The sequence below is a fragment of the Alteromonas sp. KUL49 genome (genome assembly GCF_006538345.1).
Classification (GTDB): domain Bacteria; phylum Pseudomonadota; class Gammaproteobacteria; order Enterobacterales; family Alteromonadaceae; genus Alteromonas.
The window spans coordinates 100918-117727 of the sequence record NZ_BJKL01000003.1; the positions used below are offsets into that span (position 1 = coordinate 100918).

Consider the following 16810-nt stretch of genomic DNA (forward strand, 5'->3'; position numbering starts at 1 on the left):
GTTTTTTAAAGAGGGAGACTATTACACCCGACCGCAACAAATGTGCCTTCAAATTGACCTGCATTATTGCCTTCATAGTCTAGGTGTGAAGCAACATTAATTCGAGATTTGCCCTTGCGTTTTAGCATTGCGACAAATTTGTTCCAATCACTTCCATCAATGAGTCTTGCGGTAGCTGAGAACCGGCCTGTAATGGGCGCATCGTAAGTCATTGTATTCTTTTGAATGACGAGCGTGGTCGATATTCCTTCCGAAGCTAACTTTTGATGTAGAAACGCCCACGCAGACAATATTGACACTGAAGAGGCACTCCCACCGAAAACTGAATCCCGGTGGTTAATGTTGGGCTCAAGTGGCGCGGAAACGGTTAAGCTGTCAGGAGAAATACTGATGACTTCAACTTCCATAGACTTGACCTGGGGTATTTTTTGGCAAAGGTAATCTTGTAGTTCTTTTAAATCCATAAAGTTTCCATTAAGTCCTATGTATTACTCACTTCTTAGTTGTGAAAGTGCAGTTCGAGAATAGCTGGGGCTCTTTTTATGAGCTGAACAGTGCTGCGGGCTACAACTCAAGCATCTCCTACACATACATTGCTACAAAGAAAATAGCGAATGGAGTTGCAATAAACAAAACGAACCGAAGAAATTTCTGTGGTTTGTCACTAGAAACAACTACAGTGTTATAAAGTATTGTTTTTATTGCAAAAAATTGTTAAAGCGAGAAAGTGGCCAATTAATCCAAGCTGGGTTAGAAACATCATTGAAACAAAAACCGTTGGTGTAGTAGCTAACCCAGTTAATAATTTGTTTGAGTAGTCCATCATGAGTTTCTGCCTACCGGTACGTTTTACGTCATTATAAGTGGCGCAAAGCACTTAACTATACTAAAAACGACCAAGTGCAATCCACCTGTATCCGATTCTTAACTATCGATTTGGCTAACCAAATTTTCTAAAGCATTTTCAACAGCCAATTGAGTGAGTGACTTTCCATTTTCAGTAGAGCCAGATGTCTGGTACACGGACATACTGTGAAACCCAACAGACTCATAAACCCTATCGAATACGCGAATCTTTATTGCAGCCACAACAAAATCGCTCTGAGATTCATGGTAGTTAACGCCAGCCTCCATTAGAAGCGCCAACGGGTAGGATACTGCTGCAACTGCAGCACCAGAGCTCGCTTTTTGCCGATTTGGAAAATAATCAATCACTTCAAATTTTAACAATGAGACTTGAGTCTCATCTGGCCACCCAGTAATTTCAGCTAGCTTGTATGAGAGATAGTCAATTACTGCAGGTCTGAAGCCTGAGTCTCTATGTTTGAAGATTGGCGGACAATTCACGGGGCAAGGTTTAAACTCCTTGTCCTCAACAGAGCGGCTGTCTACCAAATGAATTCTCGGCGCATTTAATGGAGGCGTCGGACCAAGCGTATAGGTTTCAATATAAGCGCATGAGGTGCATGTTAACAGTAAAGCAAGTATTAAATTTTTCATTTAGGCCTTCCGAGCGTATTGTTCGATTTTTCCTTTTGAGGAATAGTACCAAGTTAAGCGACAACAGCGAGTTCCAATAATAGCGAAGCCGTATTGTTTTTGACTCAGCAGCTAGAGTAGGGGTTGTGACTTAAACGCTTTGCTATATGTCACAGGCCAACACTCTGTTTTATTCGCCACGGCTCGAGTTAGTTTGATTTGGAGATAATTTCCATGAGAAAGGCTCCAGCATCTCAGTCACTTACTGATTATCTTCGTTGAAATACCAGAATAATCTTTTTAAATCTTGTTCTGGAATATAATTTGGGTTTTCGCTAAGCCGCTTGATACTGGTAGTGTTGGCGTCTCTATTTTCTATATATAGAGGAAAATAAAAAGAGCAAAAATTTAATTGTGTGTTTCTCATAAACGTAAACAAGTAACTTTGACCGATTTCAAAGTTCCCTAAAAATTCACTGTCTTCAAACGTTATAGTCTGTTCGCCAGTAATGTCCCCTTTAAATGAATGGAAAATTTTTACGGTATAATTGTATGTTCTACGTCTTTCTGCGGTTTGAGTAAAATGACCACTCATGATCATTCCAAACACTACGTCAGAAGCTGCCGAATAATGGTCTTCAGGTTTTATATCCTCGTTTATCTTACCATTGATTTCGCATTCCCATGCGAAAGCATTAAATGGCAGTGTTAATAAAAACAAAACTTTAATCAATTTCATTGCAGGTACCAAACATTAAGTTAGCGGCAAAAGTACAATGCGAAAATTGAGAAGCCGTGTCATATCTCAAATATTTTGTTAAGGCTTCAAATCTTGAGACCGCTTTTTTCATTTAAACACGCCACTAATAAATGAAATCCTTTGAGTTGCTCAGTGACTGATAGAAATATTTTACCGTCATCACCATACAAATGAAGAACTTGTGTACTTACGACATGTTGAACTTTTTTAACTGAAGCCCAATCAACACTAAAAGTTTTAACACCTCTTTTAATAGTAATATTATCTTCTGACAGTGTAATGGTGGCATTCATATAAGGAAGAGTTCTTAGACCGTGAACAGTCATATAGAGATTTCCTCCACCTAACAGTGCTGCCGCTAGAAACATCGAAAACTCATACCTTTCATACCATATTGGTATGAATAAGCACCAAAGAGCTATACAAAACATGATCGGCAAAAACACCCACCCAATGATCCTAATCCAATAAAGGGTGAGATAGTTGAACATCATCCATGAACTTGCTCCTAAATTCCCGCATGAGCGGTTAACAACAGTTGGTCAACACTGTGCAGTGAAGTAGCAAGTAGCCAATTACTATACGTCCGTTTCTCTGTACGTTTGTTATGTGTGGTCTTAATTGTATGTATCCAGCAATTCATAAGCTATTTTTTGATGTTCGGGACTCAAAATAGTTGTTTCAGATAAAGACTGAATCACACGAAGTTCTTTTTCCTTACGTATTTTGCCTCTACCTACTATTTTCAGGAATTCTTTGAAGCCCCTATTTTGGTATGCTTCTAATGGAGGTAGACCGAGTTCTTGAAGTTCAGAGCTTAGTTTGTCTTGCTGCATCTTTTTCAACCCTGAGCAAGCTTCTAAAGCGTCGCTGGCCACCATACGGATTGAGGTAAGTGAAAGTTTGGCTAGTGCCGAATGGGAGAAAGTATCATTCTCGGTATCTGAGGATTTAAATACGTGAGATACAAATCCAATTAAGAGTTCTTTTTCTGATTTCACTGAGGTACCTAACTAAACTAAGGAACTTTAATACAACACGAAAATAGCGAAATCGCTGCGCGTTTGCTTTACAGTGATTGCCTTTAACAATTTCGATTCAAGCACTTGTTATGCGCCATTTCCAAATAAGACCTCTGATTGTGGCAGCTTTTTCATTTTTCTTGATTCTGAGATCGAATTACGGACAAATAAAACCTGCTCTTCTGGCGTTAGAGTAATCATATTGTTTACAAAAGTTTTGACGGATAGTGCCCAGTCTCTATTGTCTGAGCATTCTATGACATCTGTGAAATATTTAGCAGCCTGACGATATTCAAGAGCATGCAAGCATGCCATACCTTTGTTTAGGCTCGTCCATATGTTTTGCCTATCACCAACAGTGTTTTCTAGGATAAAGTTTTTGGCGTCTAGTGGAACAGAAAGTGCCTCTCTGAAAGCGACAACTTTCATTTTTGCTTTTTCAGCTAACTCTAGAGCCTGTTGAAAAAATGATTCTTCACACTCAAATTCTACAAAATCACTTTCTCGGTAACATAAATCGAAGGCAAAATCGCTTTTAGGATACCATTGCCAGTTAATTCCAGTATTGAGATAAGTGTCTTTAGACCAACTAGACGGCTGAAATTCAACGATAGAAATCCACCACCCATTGTCATCAAACCAGATTCTAGATTGCCCTTTTCTCGTCAAACCGTTCGGTTTTAAAATTTCTCTGGCAGCTTTGTTGATTAACTTACTATGTATTGGTGTTGCCATTTATCCCTCTTGGCGCATAGCGGTAAGTAGTATTGTATTTTTGCCTTAGCGACTCAAGCAATTGGATACGAATCGAGCGTTTTGTTAGGTTGTCTTCTCTCTTACGACTACCGTTTGTATGTCTTTAAATGACGTTAAGTTCCCAACTAATATGACCTCATTTTTATAGTAAAACTCGCAATTGGGCAATTCTGGTGTCTGATGGTCCCAAGTTTCGTTACCGTTTTTCCTTGTATGAGCCGTGTGTCTGATAGCCTCCATGTGAAATTTGAAGGTTACCAAATTCGTCTGAAATGCTAGCAGAGCTGTTTAGATCTAAAGACACATACATGGCAATGGAATTGACTTCCCCGAAGCATTGAAAAGTGACTCCTTTTATTGGCGAGTTTGATGAATCGACAAAGATAAAAGTGTAGGTTCTGCTGGGAGATGCACCGTGCCAAAATACCTCGTGTTCACTATCGGATGGAAAAGATGTACAGCCATTTAATAAGAATATTAATAAGAGTGAAAAGGTAACGTTGTATACAGACAATTGCGATTTAAGCACCTTTAAAAGCTCAATCATCTTCGGGCAACCTCAAAAGCGTTAGAAATGCTTTTAATAGTCCCCATCCGACGCAAAGAACACCGCTCAACAGCAAAAAACTCAGCCATAAATATTGGTTGTCATGAAGTTGACCTGCTTGATCCATAAAAGGTGCTGCCGCAATTACCATAATTAAACCCATTGCAAAGAAGCCCGCAGCCTCTAAGTAGGGTTTTTGCCCGTTGTTGAGATTAAGCACAACTGACAGTTTAGAATGAAAAATGCTGGACGGGTTTATCATCCTTCTTGCCAGTTGTAGGAGCAGTGAGCGAGCAGACAGGAAAATAGTGACTAGAGCAATACCAAACACATAGGTTGGGGAATCAAATCCAGTAAAATATTTTTCATTGTTTCCAATTGACACGAGACACCAGTAGGCAAGCACTATTGATAAAAGTAGGGAACATAACTGGGTTAATACTTTTCTCATCTATTACTACTTAATTCATCCTTGATTGAACATTACACACAGCTGAGTAGTGAAAGTGCGAACCAAAAATAGTTGAGCCCCACTGAGTTTGTGTTCCAACGAACCGCGTCGCGACTTTGAAGCTTTATTGGTTGTCAAAAAGCTGCTTTACTTTTTGGCTTTTAAAAAGATATGCAACTATTAGACATGGGGCAAGTAATGCGAATGGTAAATAGACCAAGTCCTCCTTGGCAATGTATGGTAAGGCGAAAATGCTTAACAGTGCGACGGAATAAAATTCCCTAGAATATTTCCAACAGCGAATCAATAACAAACCTGCTATTGGAAGAGTGCTTCCAATGAATATTAGCCAGATGCCCAAATCATTTTCCCAAATTTCTTCAAAGCCCATAACTTGTCCCTGATAAGAAAAATTTCCCATAAACCCAGGAACTGTAGCTTTGAAGAGAAATAAAATACAAAACACTGCGTGTCCAACTATGAATTTCATTAGCAAAGGCATTTTCTTATATGTTTCAATCATGTTCCGATATCTAACTTCTAATTAAGAGGCACAGGTGCCTGAGTTACGGAAAGTGAAGTGCGTGTCTCTGCTTTTTGGTTTGGTAACCATACTTTTATCTGGCATTTAGCCGATTGAATTCCAAATGAAAAACTTCCGACTTTTGGAGGAAAAGGTAATTCAACTTTATATTGATTATTTAACGCTACTTTCAAAGTGGCGTCTTTCCAATCAAATTGAACAGAAAGGTCTGATAGCTGAGAAAACTCCTCTATCGCTGAACTTTCATGTACAACTTTCTTATCATTTACCCACATCTCCATTCCCATAACAATATTTTGCTGAAATTCGAGTGTTCCATAAAACCAAAAAGAATTTTAAATTTTTGAGCTTTGTCTGAAAAAACAAAATTAACACCTGGAGGGAATGTGTCACTGTTCCGAACTTTTTCTAGCTGAAAGCTGAATGTAGCCTCACTGTATAGATTAGTGTCAATGGTTATTACACTCGTTTCACCAGCATCTACATCCACGTACACAACAAGCTCTTCTGAAAATAGATTAAATGAGGTAAGCAAAAGAAACACCGCAATCGCTTTCAAAATTAACACTGGATTATTCATAGTTGTGATCTTGCCGTTTGCTACGTGCCATTACGCCAAGTAATCTCTGCATTTGGAAAGTTGATAGTTAACTGATTAGTGACTTCTAGAGAAACCTGGTATTCAATATCTGGTTTAGCATAAACAAGTATATCCTTTACTGGGCATTGGTCGTTGGCAAGTATTGTAATGAGTTTATCCAGTGTTACTGTTTTACCTTTTCGCCGAATCAAGCTATCGTCGATTATATATATTGATTCTTCAATACAGATATCATCTCTATGACAGTAAGCGGGGCAGTCTGTCTTTTCTCCATCTGAGACGACTAACGCCTTTTCAGGACTGTCATCCATGCTGAGCGCGAAAAACAGAATCAAGATTAACAAGATACTCAATAAACCCATTTGTGCTTGATTGTTCATCGTATTCTCCGTGTTTCATTCGTATTTACACCTAACTTTTAAATAAGGGGCGATAACGCGTAGGGCATAATAGCAAAGCGGCCCCAGGTGTTAGCGTCCCAGCGAACGTAGTGTGTGGCCTGATCTTCTTGTTAGGTGCCATCAATTCAATCCAAAAGCTAATTCGAATAGGTTGAGAACACTTGGTATATCCCAAGCCCATTTACCTTGTGAAAAGAAATAGCGTGTTGCTACCATATAAAGCAGACCAAAGAGAACCCATACTGCTATTTTGAATGCCATGAGCTTCTCATCAGATACAAAGCGCCTTTCTGCCCTTTTTGTGAGTTCTGCGTTTACAGCGATTGCATTCAGACTTGTTATTAAAATAATGAAGCCTGTGTATTTGGACACTACTTCTGGAGTTTTGTAGTCGATTATCGCTAACCAGCAAACTAAAAAAAACCATCCCGAATGGGCCAACTATTTCATAATTAGTCTCTTTTTTATCGTCGCCAAAAGACCAGTATTGCATGTATAGTTGGTTAGTTTGAAAGTAGTATATGGCTCCAATAAATCCCGCAATAAGTAATGATTGGGCCCTTTGAGCGTCACTGGAAAAATCGAAAGTGAATAGCATCAACACAAATGCGATGAGCAAGAATGCAAGATGGAAAAATTCTTTTATGTTAAACAGTGACTCAGACTTCATTGGCATCTAATACTAAGCTAAGGGGCAAAAGCAGAATGCGAGAATAGCGGAGCTGCATTGTGTATTTGTCCTAGCAGCCCGCGCAGCGGGTAGCGACGTAAGCGTTTTGGCAGAAATCATTGCCCACCACAGCGAGCAGAGTCTATTTTCATATTAGTGTGATAGCCTTCTTGCCTGTCAGGTGCAGCCATATCAAAATTGATTGTTTTTCCTGCGTTTAATTGACCCCTTAGCGTGGGAGTTGAACAAACAAACGCTAGTATGACTGGTTTGTAGTAAGATGCTTTTTCTGGCAGTCCAATAGCATCAATTTTAATCACGATGCTTTGCTGTTGTATCGAATGATACTTCAGTTCTGTTTCTACGCCCTCAATGCCAAATACTGTATTTTGAATTAAATATGATAGCACTTCTTCGTTTTTAGTATCTCTGTAGTGATAGTAGATAAGTGAGGTAATGAATGTCAGAGCGTATATGCCAAACTTTAAGAGCTTTCTATCCTTGCGCACTAATTTTTACTCCTGAATTCTAACACCAAGCTAAGGGGCAAATGTACAATGCGAAAATCGAGAAGCCGCATTGTGTATTTGTCCCATCAGCCCGCGTAGCGGGCTGTGACTTAAGTGTTTTGTTATTTTTCATTCCGAACTCCACACAACCTCTGTTTCAATATCATGTTCTCCATACTGCATCGTTATTGTTTTTACTCCATTCTCTGATGTGTGAAATCTAAGGTATAAATAGTGGTCAAAACAACCTTCTACCATTATGTTTTTGCTTCTTGGTCGGACTCTACCAATTTCTAAATCTTGGAACTCTGGCGGTAACCCATTTTCATGATGAACGTAATATCCAGCATAAGGAAGATCTTCACGGGCAGAATATTTATCCATATCCTCAAATAGTTTTTTTAGTCTATCTTGGCTTAGTGATCTCACATAGTTTGCTGCTTCGGAATCCTTCATACAACCTCTGGAATCAGAGCTTAAAACAAAGCCGATAATGACAAAAATAGAAACAGCTATAGTTATAAAAATAGCTAGAACTGCAAAAACATTGATTAATAGATTTTTTAAAAATTTTAGCATGGCTGATTAGGACATAATTTTTAAATAAGGGGGGCAGGCGCGAGGGCTAAAATGCGAGTCAGCCCACGTGTATGTGTCACAGCGAACACATTGAGTGTCTTAATTTTTTTCAATGTTTCAATCCTTTGCGCCTTTTTCAATACGATCAGCTTGGATAACTATTGGTTCTGCATTCGATACTTTTTCTAATACGAGGAAAGGACCGCCAGAATACTTACCGTTACTTAAAGTAAAAAAGCTTCGCTGTTTACGGTTTTCATGACCTTTTAAATATAAATCAAAAAATATACGAGTAGAGTCACTACAAACCTGCTCTGTGACAATAATACTACTAGTAGCTTTCATTATTGCCTCTTCAATTTGCTGAGAAGTGGTACTACTGTTTATTTGCTCCAAACCAAGGTAGGTAGCTACATTGTCGTTTTTCCCTGAAGCCATGATGACTCTTTCATTTTCAGAGTAATAACTAATACATTTGTTGTCTGCACAAGAACTAGTTAAGACTGAAGAAATTACTAGTAAAAATATTCTCATGGCTCACCAAAAAAATAGTACTAAGCTTAGGAGCAAACGCACAATGTGACAATCGCGAAGCCGAATTGTGTTTTACCCTAGTTGCCCGTGCAGCGGGTTCCTTTGAAACTCTCTATAAGTTCATAAGTTGCGAAAATGACCTCTGTATCATTACCATTATGGGTTTCGACACCCAATTTAGTGCCAATTATCTTGGCGTGAAAAACAGCAATCGATTTCATAAATTCCCTAGCGCACAACGCCTTAAAAAGTTGGCGGCTTGTTTGGTACAAAAAAGGTAACAGCTTCGCCAAGTCCGCGTGCTTTGACTTGTTAAGCATTTTGCTCGGCACCTTTATAAATTTGAAAACCAATACTGGTAATGCCTACAAGCTGTAAAGCCAATATTACGCACTCTGCTAACATGAGTACTAGGGCTGCAATATCACCAAACTGATAAATGATATAACCCATGATGCCCAAATGAAGCACAATGCTAATACTCCACATTATTGCCTTGGAACGCAATGACTTACCTTTGCTCACATGAATCAGCACGAGTGAGATTGCGTATACGATCAAAAGAATTAGTGACTTTACAAAAAGAGAGTCTTCAAAAGGATTGTCTTTAAAGGCCAATAGAATGCCCAAAAACAGACATCCCGTTAATAGATATGAAGCTCCCGCTACGTTTATAATGTATTTCGCTAATCGATCTTCCATACGTGTATGCTTAACATTTAGCCACATAATATATTTGTCCCAGCAGCTCGCGCAGCGGTTTGCGACCTGAGAGTTTTATTAGAACTACCCATCCTCTTCATTCAAGATAGCCTTTAGAGCTGGACGCATAACAGTCAATATGAGGACAATTACTGTGAGAGCGCCCATAAGAAGCTTTAGGAGTGGAAGAAACTCAGGGCGCTCCCAGAGCTCACCATAGACCTCTTTTTGTCTTTCCAGCTTTATAAACTCTTCATATGCTTTATTTAAATCTTGATGTTTTGTAATTTCTGGGTAGTCGATTACGAATCCATGTTTTGCCAGTGAGATTCTGGCTAACTCAGTCTTTGCTATGTCTACATACAACATGTGATTTTTTACATCAGAGTAATATCGAATTTCCTCTTGATCCAAAACGTCAGCAATTTTGACCGAATCCACGAGGCGCATATCTTGTATGAGAGGTCTAAAAATTGGACTGTCTTCTTGTGCCCATTGCAATACAAAGATTGCTATTGCCATAGAAAAGACTAGAAAAATTGCCAGCTTAATCCCTTTTTTGTTTAACAGCATAAGTTTTCTCTTCCTTGTTTAGAAACATCCACTTTATTAAAAACGTAGTTCTAACGCACGATACGAGGCAATTACTTAAAGGCGAAAATCGCGGAGCCGCATACGAGAAATGGTACCAGCGACCGAAACGAGTGAGCTTGATCGGCTAGTTAGGTTTCATCTTTTTCAACGAGAGGCACCAAAATACAGGTACCAATAAACGTGCAGATAAGCCAAAAAATGATGAAAATTACAGGCCAGCCTGAAATATCCTCATTTAGTTTATAAACGTACATGATTGGAGCAACAGAAAAAACAAACCATATAAATGAAACAGCATCATCAGTTCTCAACAGTACTTTACAATTATGACAACGATTCTGCCTAATCCGATTCATAAACAGAAGCATGAGAGGCTTTTGTGGTGTTTTACACTTAGGACATTTCGACCAAATCTTCATTAATCAACTGAAACCTAATACTAAGCAAAAGGGGCAAAAGCATAATGCTAAAATGTCGAAGCCGCATTGTGTATTTGTCCCAGCAGCCCGTGCAGCGGGTTGCGACTTGAGCGTTTTGTTAGCTTCCAATTTTGCACTGCGCTATCGTTGATAGGGATTTTTGCCATGCTGAATCTGAGTCAAAGCCATTGACTATGCCTCCATTGGAACTTTGGCCCATGAATGCTCCCATACCGTGTTGAATCATATATGTTGGCTGGTAAGAAGGAGGCCCTATTTTTTGCAAACTTGTACAGATTTCTTCTGTTTTAATGCTATTCAGTGCAGCTTGAAATGCTTCCACTTGTTTTGGGGCCAGCGCACCAAAAGTATTCATTCTTAAAACGCTTATAGCTTGATGCGCGGTATTATCTGAAACCCTTTCTGTATCGAAATAACCATAGGACATACCAACAAAATAAAGCTCCGCTGCAGTGGAATAATTACCAGCTTCAATACATTGATACAAGCCGCTAAAAATATCTACGGGATTATTCTTGCTCGATATTTTAGTCAGTGTTTCACAACCAATACTTTTGGAATGAGAGAGATTTCCTTCGGATTCGTGATTGGTATTTTTTGGTTCCGTGGAGCTGCACGCTGCCAAAAGTGAAACAAATGTCCAGATGTAGATAGTCTTTTTCATGTTTCCTTTCCTGAGATGTTTCCTGATTGGGAGCTAACGCCCGCATTTGCGGCTGGTTTGGAGCGCAGCGGAAAACCAGTCCGACAACATGAGCTTGTTAGGTATTTTCTTCATTTGGAACATGAGCCTTCCACTGCTCTTTTACATAATCATAGAATCCATCCAGTCCCGGTGCTTGAACAACCTGCGCCAGCTCTTGCCCTGCCTGGGAAAGTAATACTGTGCCTATGGATAATCTGTTGTTGTGGTCATTTTTAATTTCCAATGGTAAAGGTTGGCCACAATAAGCTACAGCGAAATTCTTTGGCAATCCTTTTCGGCTAAATCCTGACAATGAATTAAATTGAATGAGTCCAAGGCTATCTAAATGAGACAGGCTGTTAAAGTTGATCCCTAGGTCATTATAAATGGCGGCTTGGCTATCAAAGATTAAAGGAGTGAAGCTCCCAACAGCCCACCCAAACCTACATAAAGTTTGGAACAGTTCTGCATCTCGTTTGTCGAGATCACCAAGTAGATTTACTGTGCGTCTAGAAAATGAGCCTGGTGTATTTGCCTCTCCAGCAAGAACATTAGCCCATATAGTCTGCATTTCGTCATCTGAAACAATCCTTGATTTATCGAAGAAATTTGTGACCCAATCATCTTCCATATTCGATGGGTCGGATTGCTCGTCAAGATGAGGGATGGATTTCTTAGTTATTTCCTCCATATTCTCTTGCCGATTTGCTTCCTCTTCAACAAAACGGTGCATTGCTCTACGATGTAAATCAGTAATTTCTATTTCTGATTCTGCTTTAATCAAGTTGGCCTCAGCTTCTGCCTTTGCAACACGTTTTATCTGCCATGGCTCAAATACTCCGCCAAGTGCAGAAGAAACCTTTTCAATTAACGTGTTTGCAGGCTTAGAAAGCTCGCCAAGGTTTACTAGTGATGTGGAATTATGATCTGACATTATTTACACCTAACGCCTTGCTAAGAGGCGCAAAATGCTTGGCTAAAATTAGCGACGAAGGAGCGCAATCCAAGCTTTTTGCGTCCTACTTGAGCAATTTGTTAGAGCTACTCGTAACCAGTCGTATGTCTCTGTTTTATATCTTGAACACTTTCACCATATAAAACTTGTACGCTTGAAAAATCGACTTCAACTTCGGGTTTTATTAGTTCTAGTAAAATCTTATTTTCATTGTTCGAATAACTAATAAGCTTTCCAAAGTTTTTTAGCCTTTTTAAATCTATCTTTGTTTTGGCATACGTTGGAAAATTTTCCAAAAAATCATTGAGTTCAATGATTATATGGTCAGTTAATTTAATACACCTTTCAGTAACATCGATTAAAGTTACTAACCCCGCTCTTCCAAAAGCTTTTTCAGCGTCTTGCATAGTGATATTGGCAAAAGCTTTGTTGCCGTATGCACTTAATATCGCTTGTTTAAATGCTTCGTTAATTTCATTTCTCTTTTCCCACATATGCAAAAGTGCATTGTAGTTTCCAATCATGGCATTAATTCTAGGAATCTGTGCCCATTTGTGTGCTTGTTTTTTATGTTTTTCTTCGGAAGGGACGATAAAAGCGAGATCTTGATAATTCTCTACTACAGGTTCAGATTTCATTACAATACTAGGAATTGATGCCAACCTCTGAATAGGGTTAGCTTGCAATTGTTTGTGATAATTACCTTTAATCGCAACGAGTGATGACCTTGCTCTTTCAACGTCTAAAGTCCATTTATTAGCTGCTATTAGTTTGTCTTTTTCTAGTTTTAGGCTTTCTTGTCTACCAAGTGCAATGTGGGCAATAAAAGCACCCAAGAGTGCAGTGAAAAATGCGCTCGCGATTGGAAAAATATAGTCTTTAAAATAATTAGGCTCCTGTTTCAGGCTTTCGATAGCTGAAACTATCATTTCCGTTTCTTGATGCACGATAATCCCTTGTAGCTCTAACGCCTTGCTAAGAGGCGCGAAAAGCTTGGCTATAATTAGCGACGAAGGAGCACAAGCCAAGCTTTTTGCGTCCTTTTGAGCAACTTGTTAAGTAGCAGACTTCACGTACTTTTTTCTTCTTTCTTCATCCATATTCAATAGCTGTTTTCCCTTTTCTATCTGTTCAGGGGTTGGCTCTGGTAACTCTCGGAACCATTTCTCCCAGCGCTCCATTAATGCTTGAAGAGACACCTCGTTAAACATGCCATTTTCTTGGCCGTGAATCAAAGGATATAACTTTGAAGCAAGTGGCTTTTCTTCCATATGACGTTTAAACAACCAAATATATATATCGACTATTTCCAAACCTGAGCTATCAGTGCCGGGAGTACATTCAATAGGTACTGATGGCATATGTCTTAAATCCATCATTGGCATCCCTGGTCCAAATCCCATAGGCTCTTCTAAGTTCTTTGTATTTCGATATAAATCTGAAATCCACTCTTGAGCTTTGTTAAATTCTGATTGTCTATCAACAACCACTTTTTTAGCTTCTGATTTTGAATTTTCTAGACGAGTGGCAATCCCATGCATTACCGATTGGAATCCAATAAGGTTTGGAGATATCTGAAGTTTGCTTTCTTTTGTGGTGGCGTGATAATGAATTTCACTTGGATTTATAATTGCCCAATTTAAAGCATCAGTAATAATTTCTATGGAACGCTCGTCAGGTAACCAATGAACCCGCTTAAGCAGTTCTTGGCAAACTTCAATAAGCTCCTTTTCTGCAAATGCCTTTTTAATTGCAATCCGTGCTTTCCATGCTTTTTTTAATAAATCCTCATCAAACAGATAACTTACTTTTGAAACTAAAACGTACCTTAACGGGGTCCAGTAAGCATTCCATGGTACTGCTGGATTATTGCCTTGATCAAAAACTTGATCAAAGAAGCATAAAGCTGCGTGGTCTTTTTTAGTTAATCGATAAAAATCAAATGATAAATTATATGTATCTTTAAGCTCAACTAAGTCATCTACTATTGTTACAAGCCTACCATTACCTAGTTCTGCAGCATGCAACCTTTCAACCCCTAAGTTTTCTCTGAGTTTTTTGACATGAGAGAGTAGCAGTTCATCTAAGTCATATTCAGAGCTTAAGACACCGTAGTAAAGAAAAGGCTGGTTATCATCAAACAATTCCATCCCTGTCTGACCGCTTTCATCTATATAAAAATACACCTAACCTCTCCGATGCAACTTAACGCTTCAATAACCGGCGCAGCTTTACTGCGTCCGGCGCCTGAAAGGCGCGTAGTTAATTGACTTGTTAAGTGTTCGCAACATCTGGATTCGGGATGGCTTTCTCTAAAAAGAACGGCGTATAGTTTGCAGCATTCAGACCACCATCATGCACTGTACCTAAATCCTCTGGCGTTACATCCATTGTTGGCCATATCTTATTGTGGCCGATAAACCGATCTAAATTGAGCTTGTTAAGCTCTAAAAATAAGTAATCCTCGGTCTCGCCGCGACTAACTCCTGCAGCCCAGTATGAAAATGAGCTAGCTATGATGTCTGCTACCTGAATTTGTGAATAATCTTTGGAGCTAGCGAACTTTAAAGACTTTCCTTTAAGAGGGAGGTTATATTTCCTTCGATCGTAACCAAGCTCCACCTCGTCCTGAGTCCAGTCCATAAATTGTGCAAACAAGAGTCTTTGCTTTTCTATGCTATGAGAATCATCATGAATGATGTGAAAACCTCTCGGATATGCGTCTCCCCATTGCGCGCAGTGACTAAACAATGCTGGTATTGATGGATCTAAGGAAAATTTGTCAATTCCGTTAAGAGCATCATGGATACAATTTTTCGTAGCCATAATAAAGTCAATGTCTTCTTTAAAATCCTCGCTAGACGAGGACTCTTTTACCTTTTCAAGACTGTTGTAAAAGTTGTCAATATCGTCCTGGTTTTGGTCTCGAATCATTACCACAAAGAGTTTGTACATAGATTGAACCATATCCTTGTCGCAAAATGCTGGCAAACAGTAATAAAGCATGTTTGAAAGAGCGATATTCGCTCCGTTTAAATAGAGGTCTTCGCCCATTAGGTGTAGCATGTGCTCGACAAGAAGATCGACGATCTTAGTTGTTACCATGAACTCCTTTAAAAATATGTTTATTTTCACATTTTTTGTATCAAGTAACTGGCTACTCATTAACCTAATGATGCCATCTTGACCTGATTTTCTCCGTTTCAGATTTTTGAAATGTGCTTCATGTGGAGAATTGGAATCTACAAGAGCTAGCAGCTTCTCAGATTCCTTTTCAGAAAATATACAGCTAGATAGAGTGAAAACAGGCTGGTCTGGATCAAGTAGATTCGAGCCTGTATTTCCTGATTCATCAAGAAAGATCGTTGGGATTTTTTGCTTTTCGCGCATGGCTAAATCTTGCTTTTTGTTCTGCAGATGCTTTCTCGCCTTTTTTTTGGCATCTCTCTTAGATTTACTATTCTTGCTCATACGACCCTTGACACTTAACACTAAGCTAAGGGGCAAATGTACAATGCGATAATCGCGAAGCCGCATTGTATATTTGTCCCAGCGACCCGCGTAGCGGGTTGCGACTTGAGCGTTTTGTTATAACTCGGGCCAATCATCGCCGAATTTCCTACTTATAAAATCATAGTGCATTTCTGTACCAAACGGCTCTACAGGAAGTTTACTTTTAGAAGTGTAAATTTCCAGGTTACCTAGTATTTGTTTTTCATGTATTAACGCGAGTAAATCGTGAACTCCTGATTCTTTGGCTCGTTCGAGCATTGCAGAAAGCACTAATAATTGTTTTTTATTAAGAGTGCTAAGGAGCTCATTGATTTCTGAGTTTTCTGCTGTATCAGGGTACTTTCCTTGTAGACACCAATTTGACTGCATAGAGCGACTGGTTGCTACTGCATCATCGATAAATGATTTGTATTCTTCCAATGAATCCAAAGTTTTTCCTCGTAGAGTTATAACACTAAGCTAAGGGGCGTAAATGCAATGCGAAAATGGCGAAGCCGCATCGCGTTTGCGTCCCAGCGGTTGCCGGAGGCAACTGCGATTTAAGCGCTTTGTTATGCCTTTTTGCTTGAAACGAAGAGCCATATTGAATAACCGACAATTGCCAAAAACACTAACGCACCCATTGATTTCCTTCGGCCAACAAATTCACTCTCGGTATAGATTGCCTTACCGTCTAAAGATAACTGGATAACCTCTGACTTGCCATCTGAATTATTGAAGTAAACAAAAGAAACATTCTTACCGATTATTTTATCCGAATCATTGTTACATCGTGTTTGATGAACGAACAGCTTCATTACGTAGAATTTGGTTTGACTGCCTGAAATAGTAAAAAAAGGTTTTGCATATTTGCCAATTGGGCAATCTAAGTGTTCGATATTCTTCCCAGAAACACTTTCTGTTTCGCCAGTAATTGGGGAGCTATACATCATTTTGATGGAGAGAAGCCCTAATAAAACTAGCATTGCTATCTTAAAAACAGCGACAAATCTTTTCATATACGTGAGGCATAACACTAAGCTAAGGGGCAAATGCACAATGCGATAATAGCGAAGCCGCATTGTGTAT

General features: G+C 39.1%; 23 protein-coding genes. All 23 read right to left on the reverse strand.

From position 1 onward, the window contains the following. Positions 1-5: 5 nt before the first annotated feature. Entirely contained in the window at positions 6-464 is a 459-nt protein-coding gene (locus EYS00_RS06110) for a YiiD C-terminal domain-containing protein (RefSeq protein WP_130635682.1), read from the reverse strand. A 460-nt stretch (positions 465-924) separates the two neighbouring features. Then, complete coding sequence (locus EYS00_RS06115) at positions 925-1500, reverse strand: hypothetical protein (RefSeq protein WP_130635683.1); 576 nt, start codon at positions 1498-1500, stop codon at positions 925-927. 241 nt (positions 1501-1741) lie between these two features. Further along, positions 1742-2218: a hypothetical protein gene (locus EYS00_RS06120; protein ID WP_130635684.1), complete on the reverse strand. Its 477-nt coding sequence runs from the start codon at positions 2216-2218 to the stop codon at positions 1742-1744. 86 nt (positions 2219-2304) lie between these two features. Then, positions 2305-2607: a hypothetical protein gene (locus EYS00_RS06125; protein ID WP_130635685.1), complete on the reverse strand. Its 303-nt coding sequence runs from the start codon at positions 2605-2607 to the stop codon at positions 2305-2307. A 249-nt stretch (positions 2608-2856) separates the two neighbouring features. Then, positions 2857-3240, reverse strand: a complete 384-nt coding sequence (locus EYS00_RS06130; protein WP_130635686.1) for a hypothetical protein — start codon at positions 3238-3240, stop codon at positions 2857-2859. Positions 3241-3348: 108 nt separating this feature from the next. Beyond that, the gene (locus EYS00_RS06135) at positions 3349-3996 is read right to left on the reverse strand and encodes a hypothetical protein (protein WP_130635687.1); all 648 of its coding nucleotides are present in this window, start codon (positions 3994-3996) and stop codon (positions 3349-3351) included. A gap of 560 nt (positions 3997-4556) precedes the next feature. Then, positions 4557-5015, reverse strand: a complete 459-nt coding sequence (locus tag EYS00_RS06140; RefSeq protein ID WP_130635688.1) for a hypothetical protein — start codon at positions 5013-5015, stop codon at positions 4557-4559. Positions 5016-5139: 124 nt separating this feature from the next. Beyond that, a complete protein-coding gene (locus EYS00_RS06145) occupies positions 5140-5538 on the reverse strand; it encodes a hypothetical protein (RefSeq protein ID WP_130635689.1) in 399 nt (132 codons plus the stop codon). A 17-nt stretch (positions 5539-5555) separates the two neighbouring features. After that, complete coding sequence (locus EYS00_RS06150; RefSeq protein WP_130635690.1) at positions 5556-5834, reverse strand: hypothetical protein; 279 nt, start codon at positions 5832-5834, stop codon at positions 5556-5558. After that, a complete protein-coding gene (locus EYS00_RS06155; protein ID WP_130635691.1) occupies positions 5825-6139 on the reverse strand; it encodes a hypothetical protein in 315 nt (104 codons plus the stop codon). Before EYS00_RS06155 ends, EYS00_RS06150 begins: the two co-directional genes overlap by 10 nt. A gap of 20 nt (positions 6140-6159) precedes the next feature. Continuing rightward, positions 6160-6540, reverse strand: coding sequence for a hypothetical protein (locus tag EYS00_RS06160; protein WP_130635692.1), 381 nt, complete (start codon positions 6538-6540; stop codon positions 6160-6162). An 807-nt stretch (positions 6541-7347) separates the two neighbouring features. Further along, positions 7348-7740 (reverse strand): hypothetical protein, encoded by a 393-nt coding sequence (locus EYS00_RS06170; protein ID WP_130635693.1) that lies wholly within the window; start codon positions 7738-7740, stop codon positions 7348-7350. Between the two features lie 129 nt (positions 7741-7869). Continuing rightward, positions 7870-8319 carry a hypothetical protein gene (locus EYS00_RS06175; RefSeq protein ID WP_130635694.1) on the reverse strand — a complete coding sequence of 150 codons (450 nt, stop codon included), beginning with the start codon at positions 8317-8319 and terminating at the stop codon, positions 7870-7872. 117 nt (positions 8320-8436) lie between these two features. Further along, the gene (locus tag EYS00_RS06180; RefSeq protein WP_130635695.1) at positions 8437-8757 is read right to left on the reverse strand and encodes a hypothetical protein; all 321 of its coding nucleotides are present in this window, start codon (positions 8755-8757) and stop codon (positions 8437-8439) included. Positions 8758-9165: 408 nt separating this feature from the next. Continuing rightward, on the reverse strand, positions 9166-9555 hold the full coding sequence (locus EYS00_RS06185) for a hypothetical protein (protein WP_130635696.1): 390 nt from the start codon (positions 9553-9555) through the stop codon (positions 9166-9168). A gap of 84 nt (positions 9556-9639) precedes the next feature. Beyond that, a complete protein-coding gene (locus tag EYS00_RS06190; protein ID WP_130635697.1) occupies positions 9640-10128 on the reverse strand; it encodes a hypothetical protein in 489 nt (162 codons plus the stop codon). 558 nt (positions 10129-10686) lie between these two features. Further along, positions 10687-11253, reverse strand: coding sequence for a hypothetical protein (locus EYS00_RS06195; RefSeq protein WP_130635698.1), 567 nt, complete (start codon positions 11251-11253; stop codon positions 10687-10689). 97 nt (positions 11254-11350) lie between these two features. After that, positions 11351-12208: a DUF2806 domain-containing protein gene (locus tag EYS00_RS06200; RefSeq protein ID WP_130635699.1), complete on the reverse strand. Its 858-nt coding sequence runs from the start codon at positions 12206-12208 to the stop codon at positions 11351-11353. A 107-nt stretch (positions 12209-12315) separates the two neighbouring features. Continuing rightward, on the reverse strand, positions 12316-13176 hold the full coding sequence (locus EYS00_RS06205) for a hypothetical protein (RefSeq protein WP_130635700.1): 861 nt from the start codon (positions 13174-13176) through the stop codon (positions 12316-12318). 108 nt (positions 13177-13284) lie between these two features. After that, positions 13285-14415, reverse strand: a complete 1131-nt coding sequence (locus EYS00_RS06210; protein ID WP_130635701.1) for a DUF3800 domain-containing protein — start codon at positions 14413-14415, stop codon at positions 13285-13287. 88 nt (positions 14416-14503) lie between these two features. Beyond that, the gene (locus EYS00_RS06215) at positions 14504-15700 is read right to left on the reverse strand and encodes a DUF3800 domain-containing protein (protein ID WP_130635702.1); all 1197 of its coding nucleotides are present in this window, start codon (positions 15698-15700) and stop codon (positions 14504-14506) included. 117 nt (positions 15701-15817) lie between these two features. Beyond that, positions 15818-16171 (reverse strand): DUF6547 family protein, encoded by a 354-nt coding sequence (locus EYS00_RS06220; RefSeq protein ID WP_130635703.1) that lies wholly within the window; start codon positions 16169-16171, stop codon positions 15818-15820. A gap of 122 nt (positions 16172-16293) precedes the next feature. Then, complete coding sequence (locus EYS00_RS06225; protein WP_130635704.1) at positions 16294-16740, reverse strand: hypothetical protein; 447 nt, start codon at positions 16738-16740, stop codon at positions 16294-16296. Between the last annotated feature and the right edge of the window lie 70 nt (positions 16741-16810).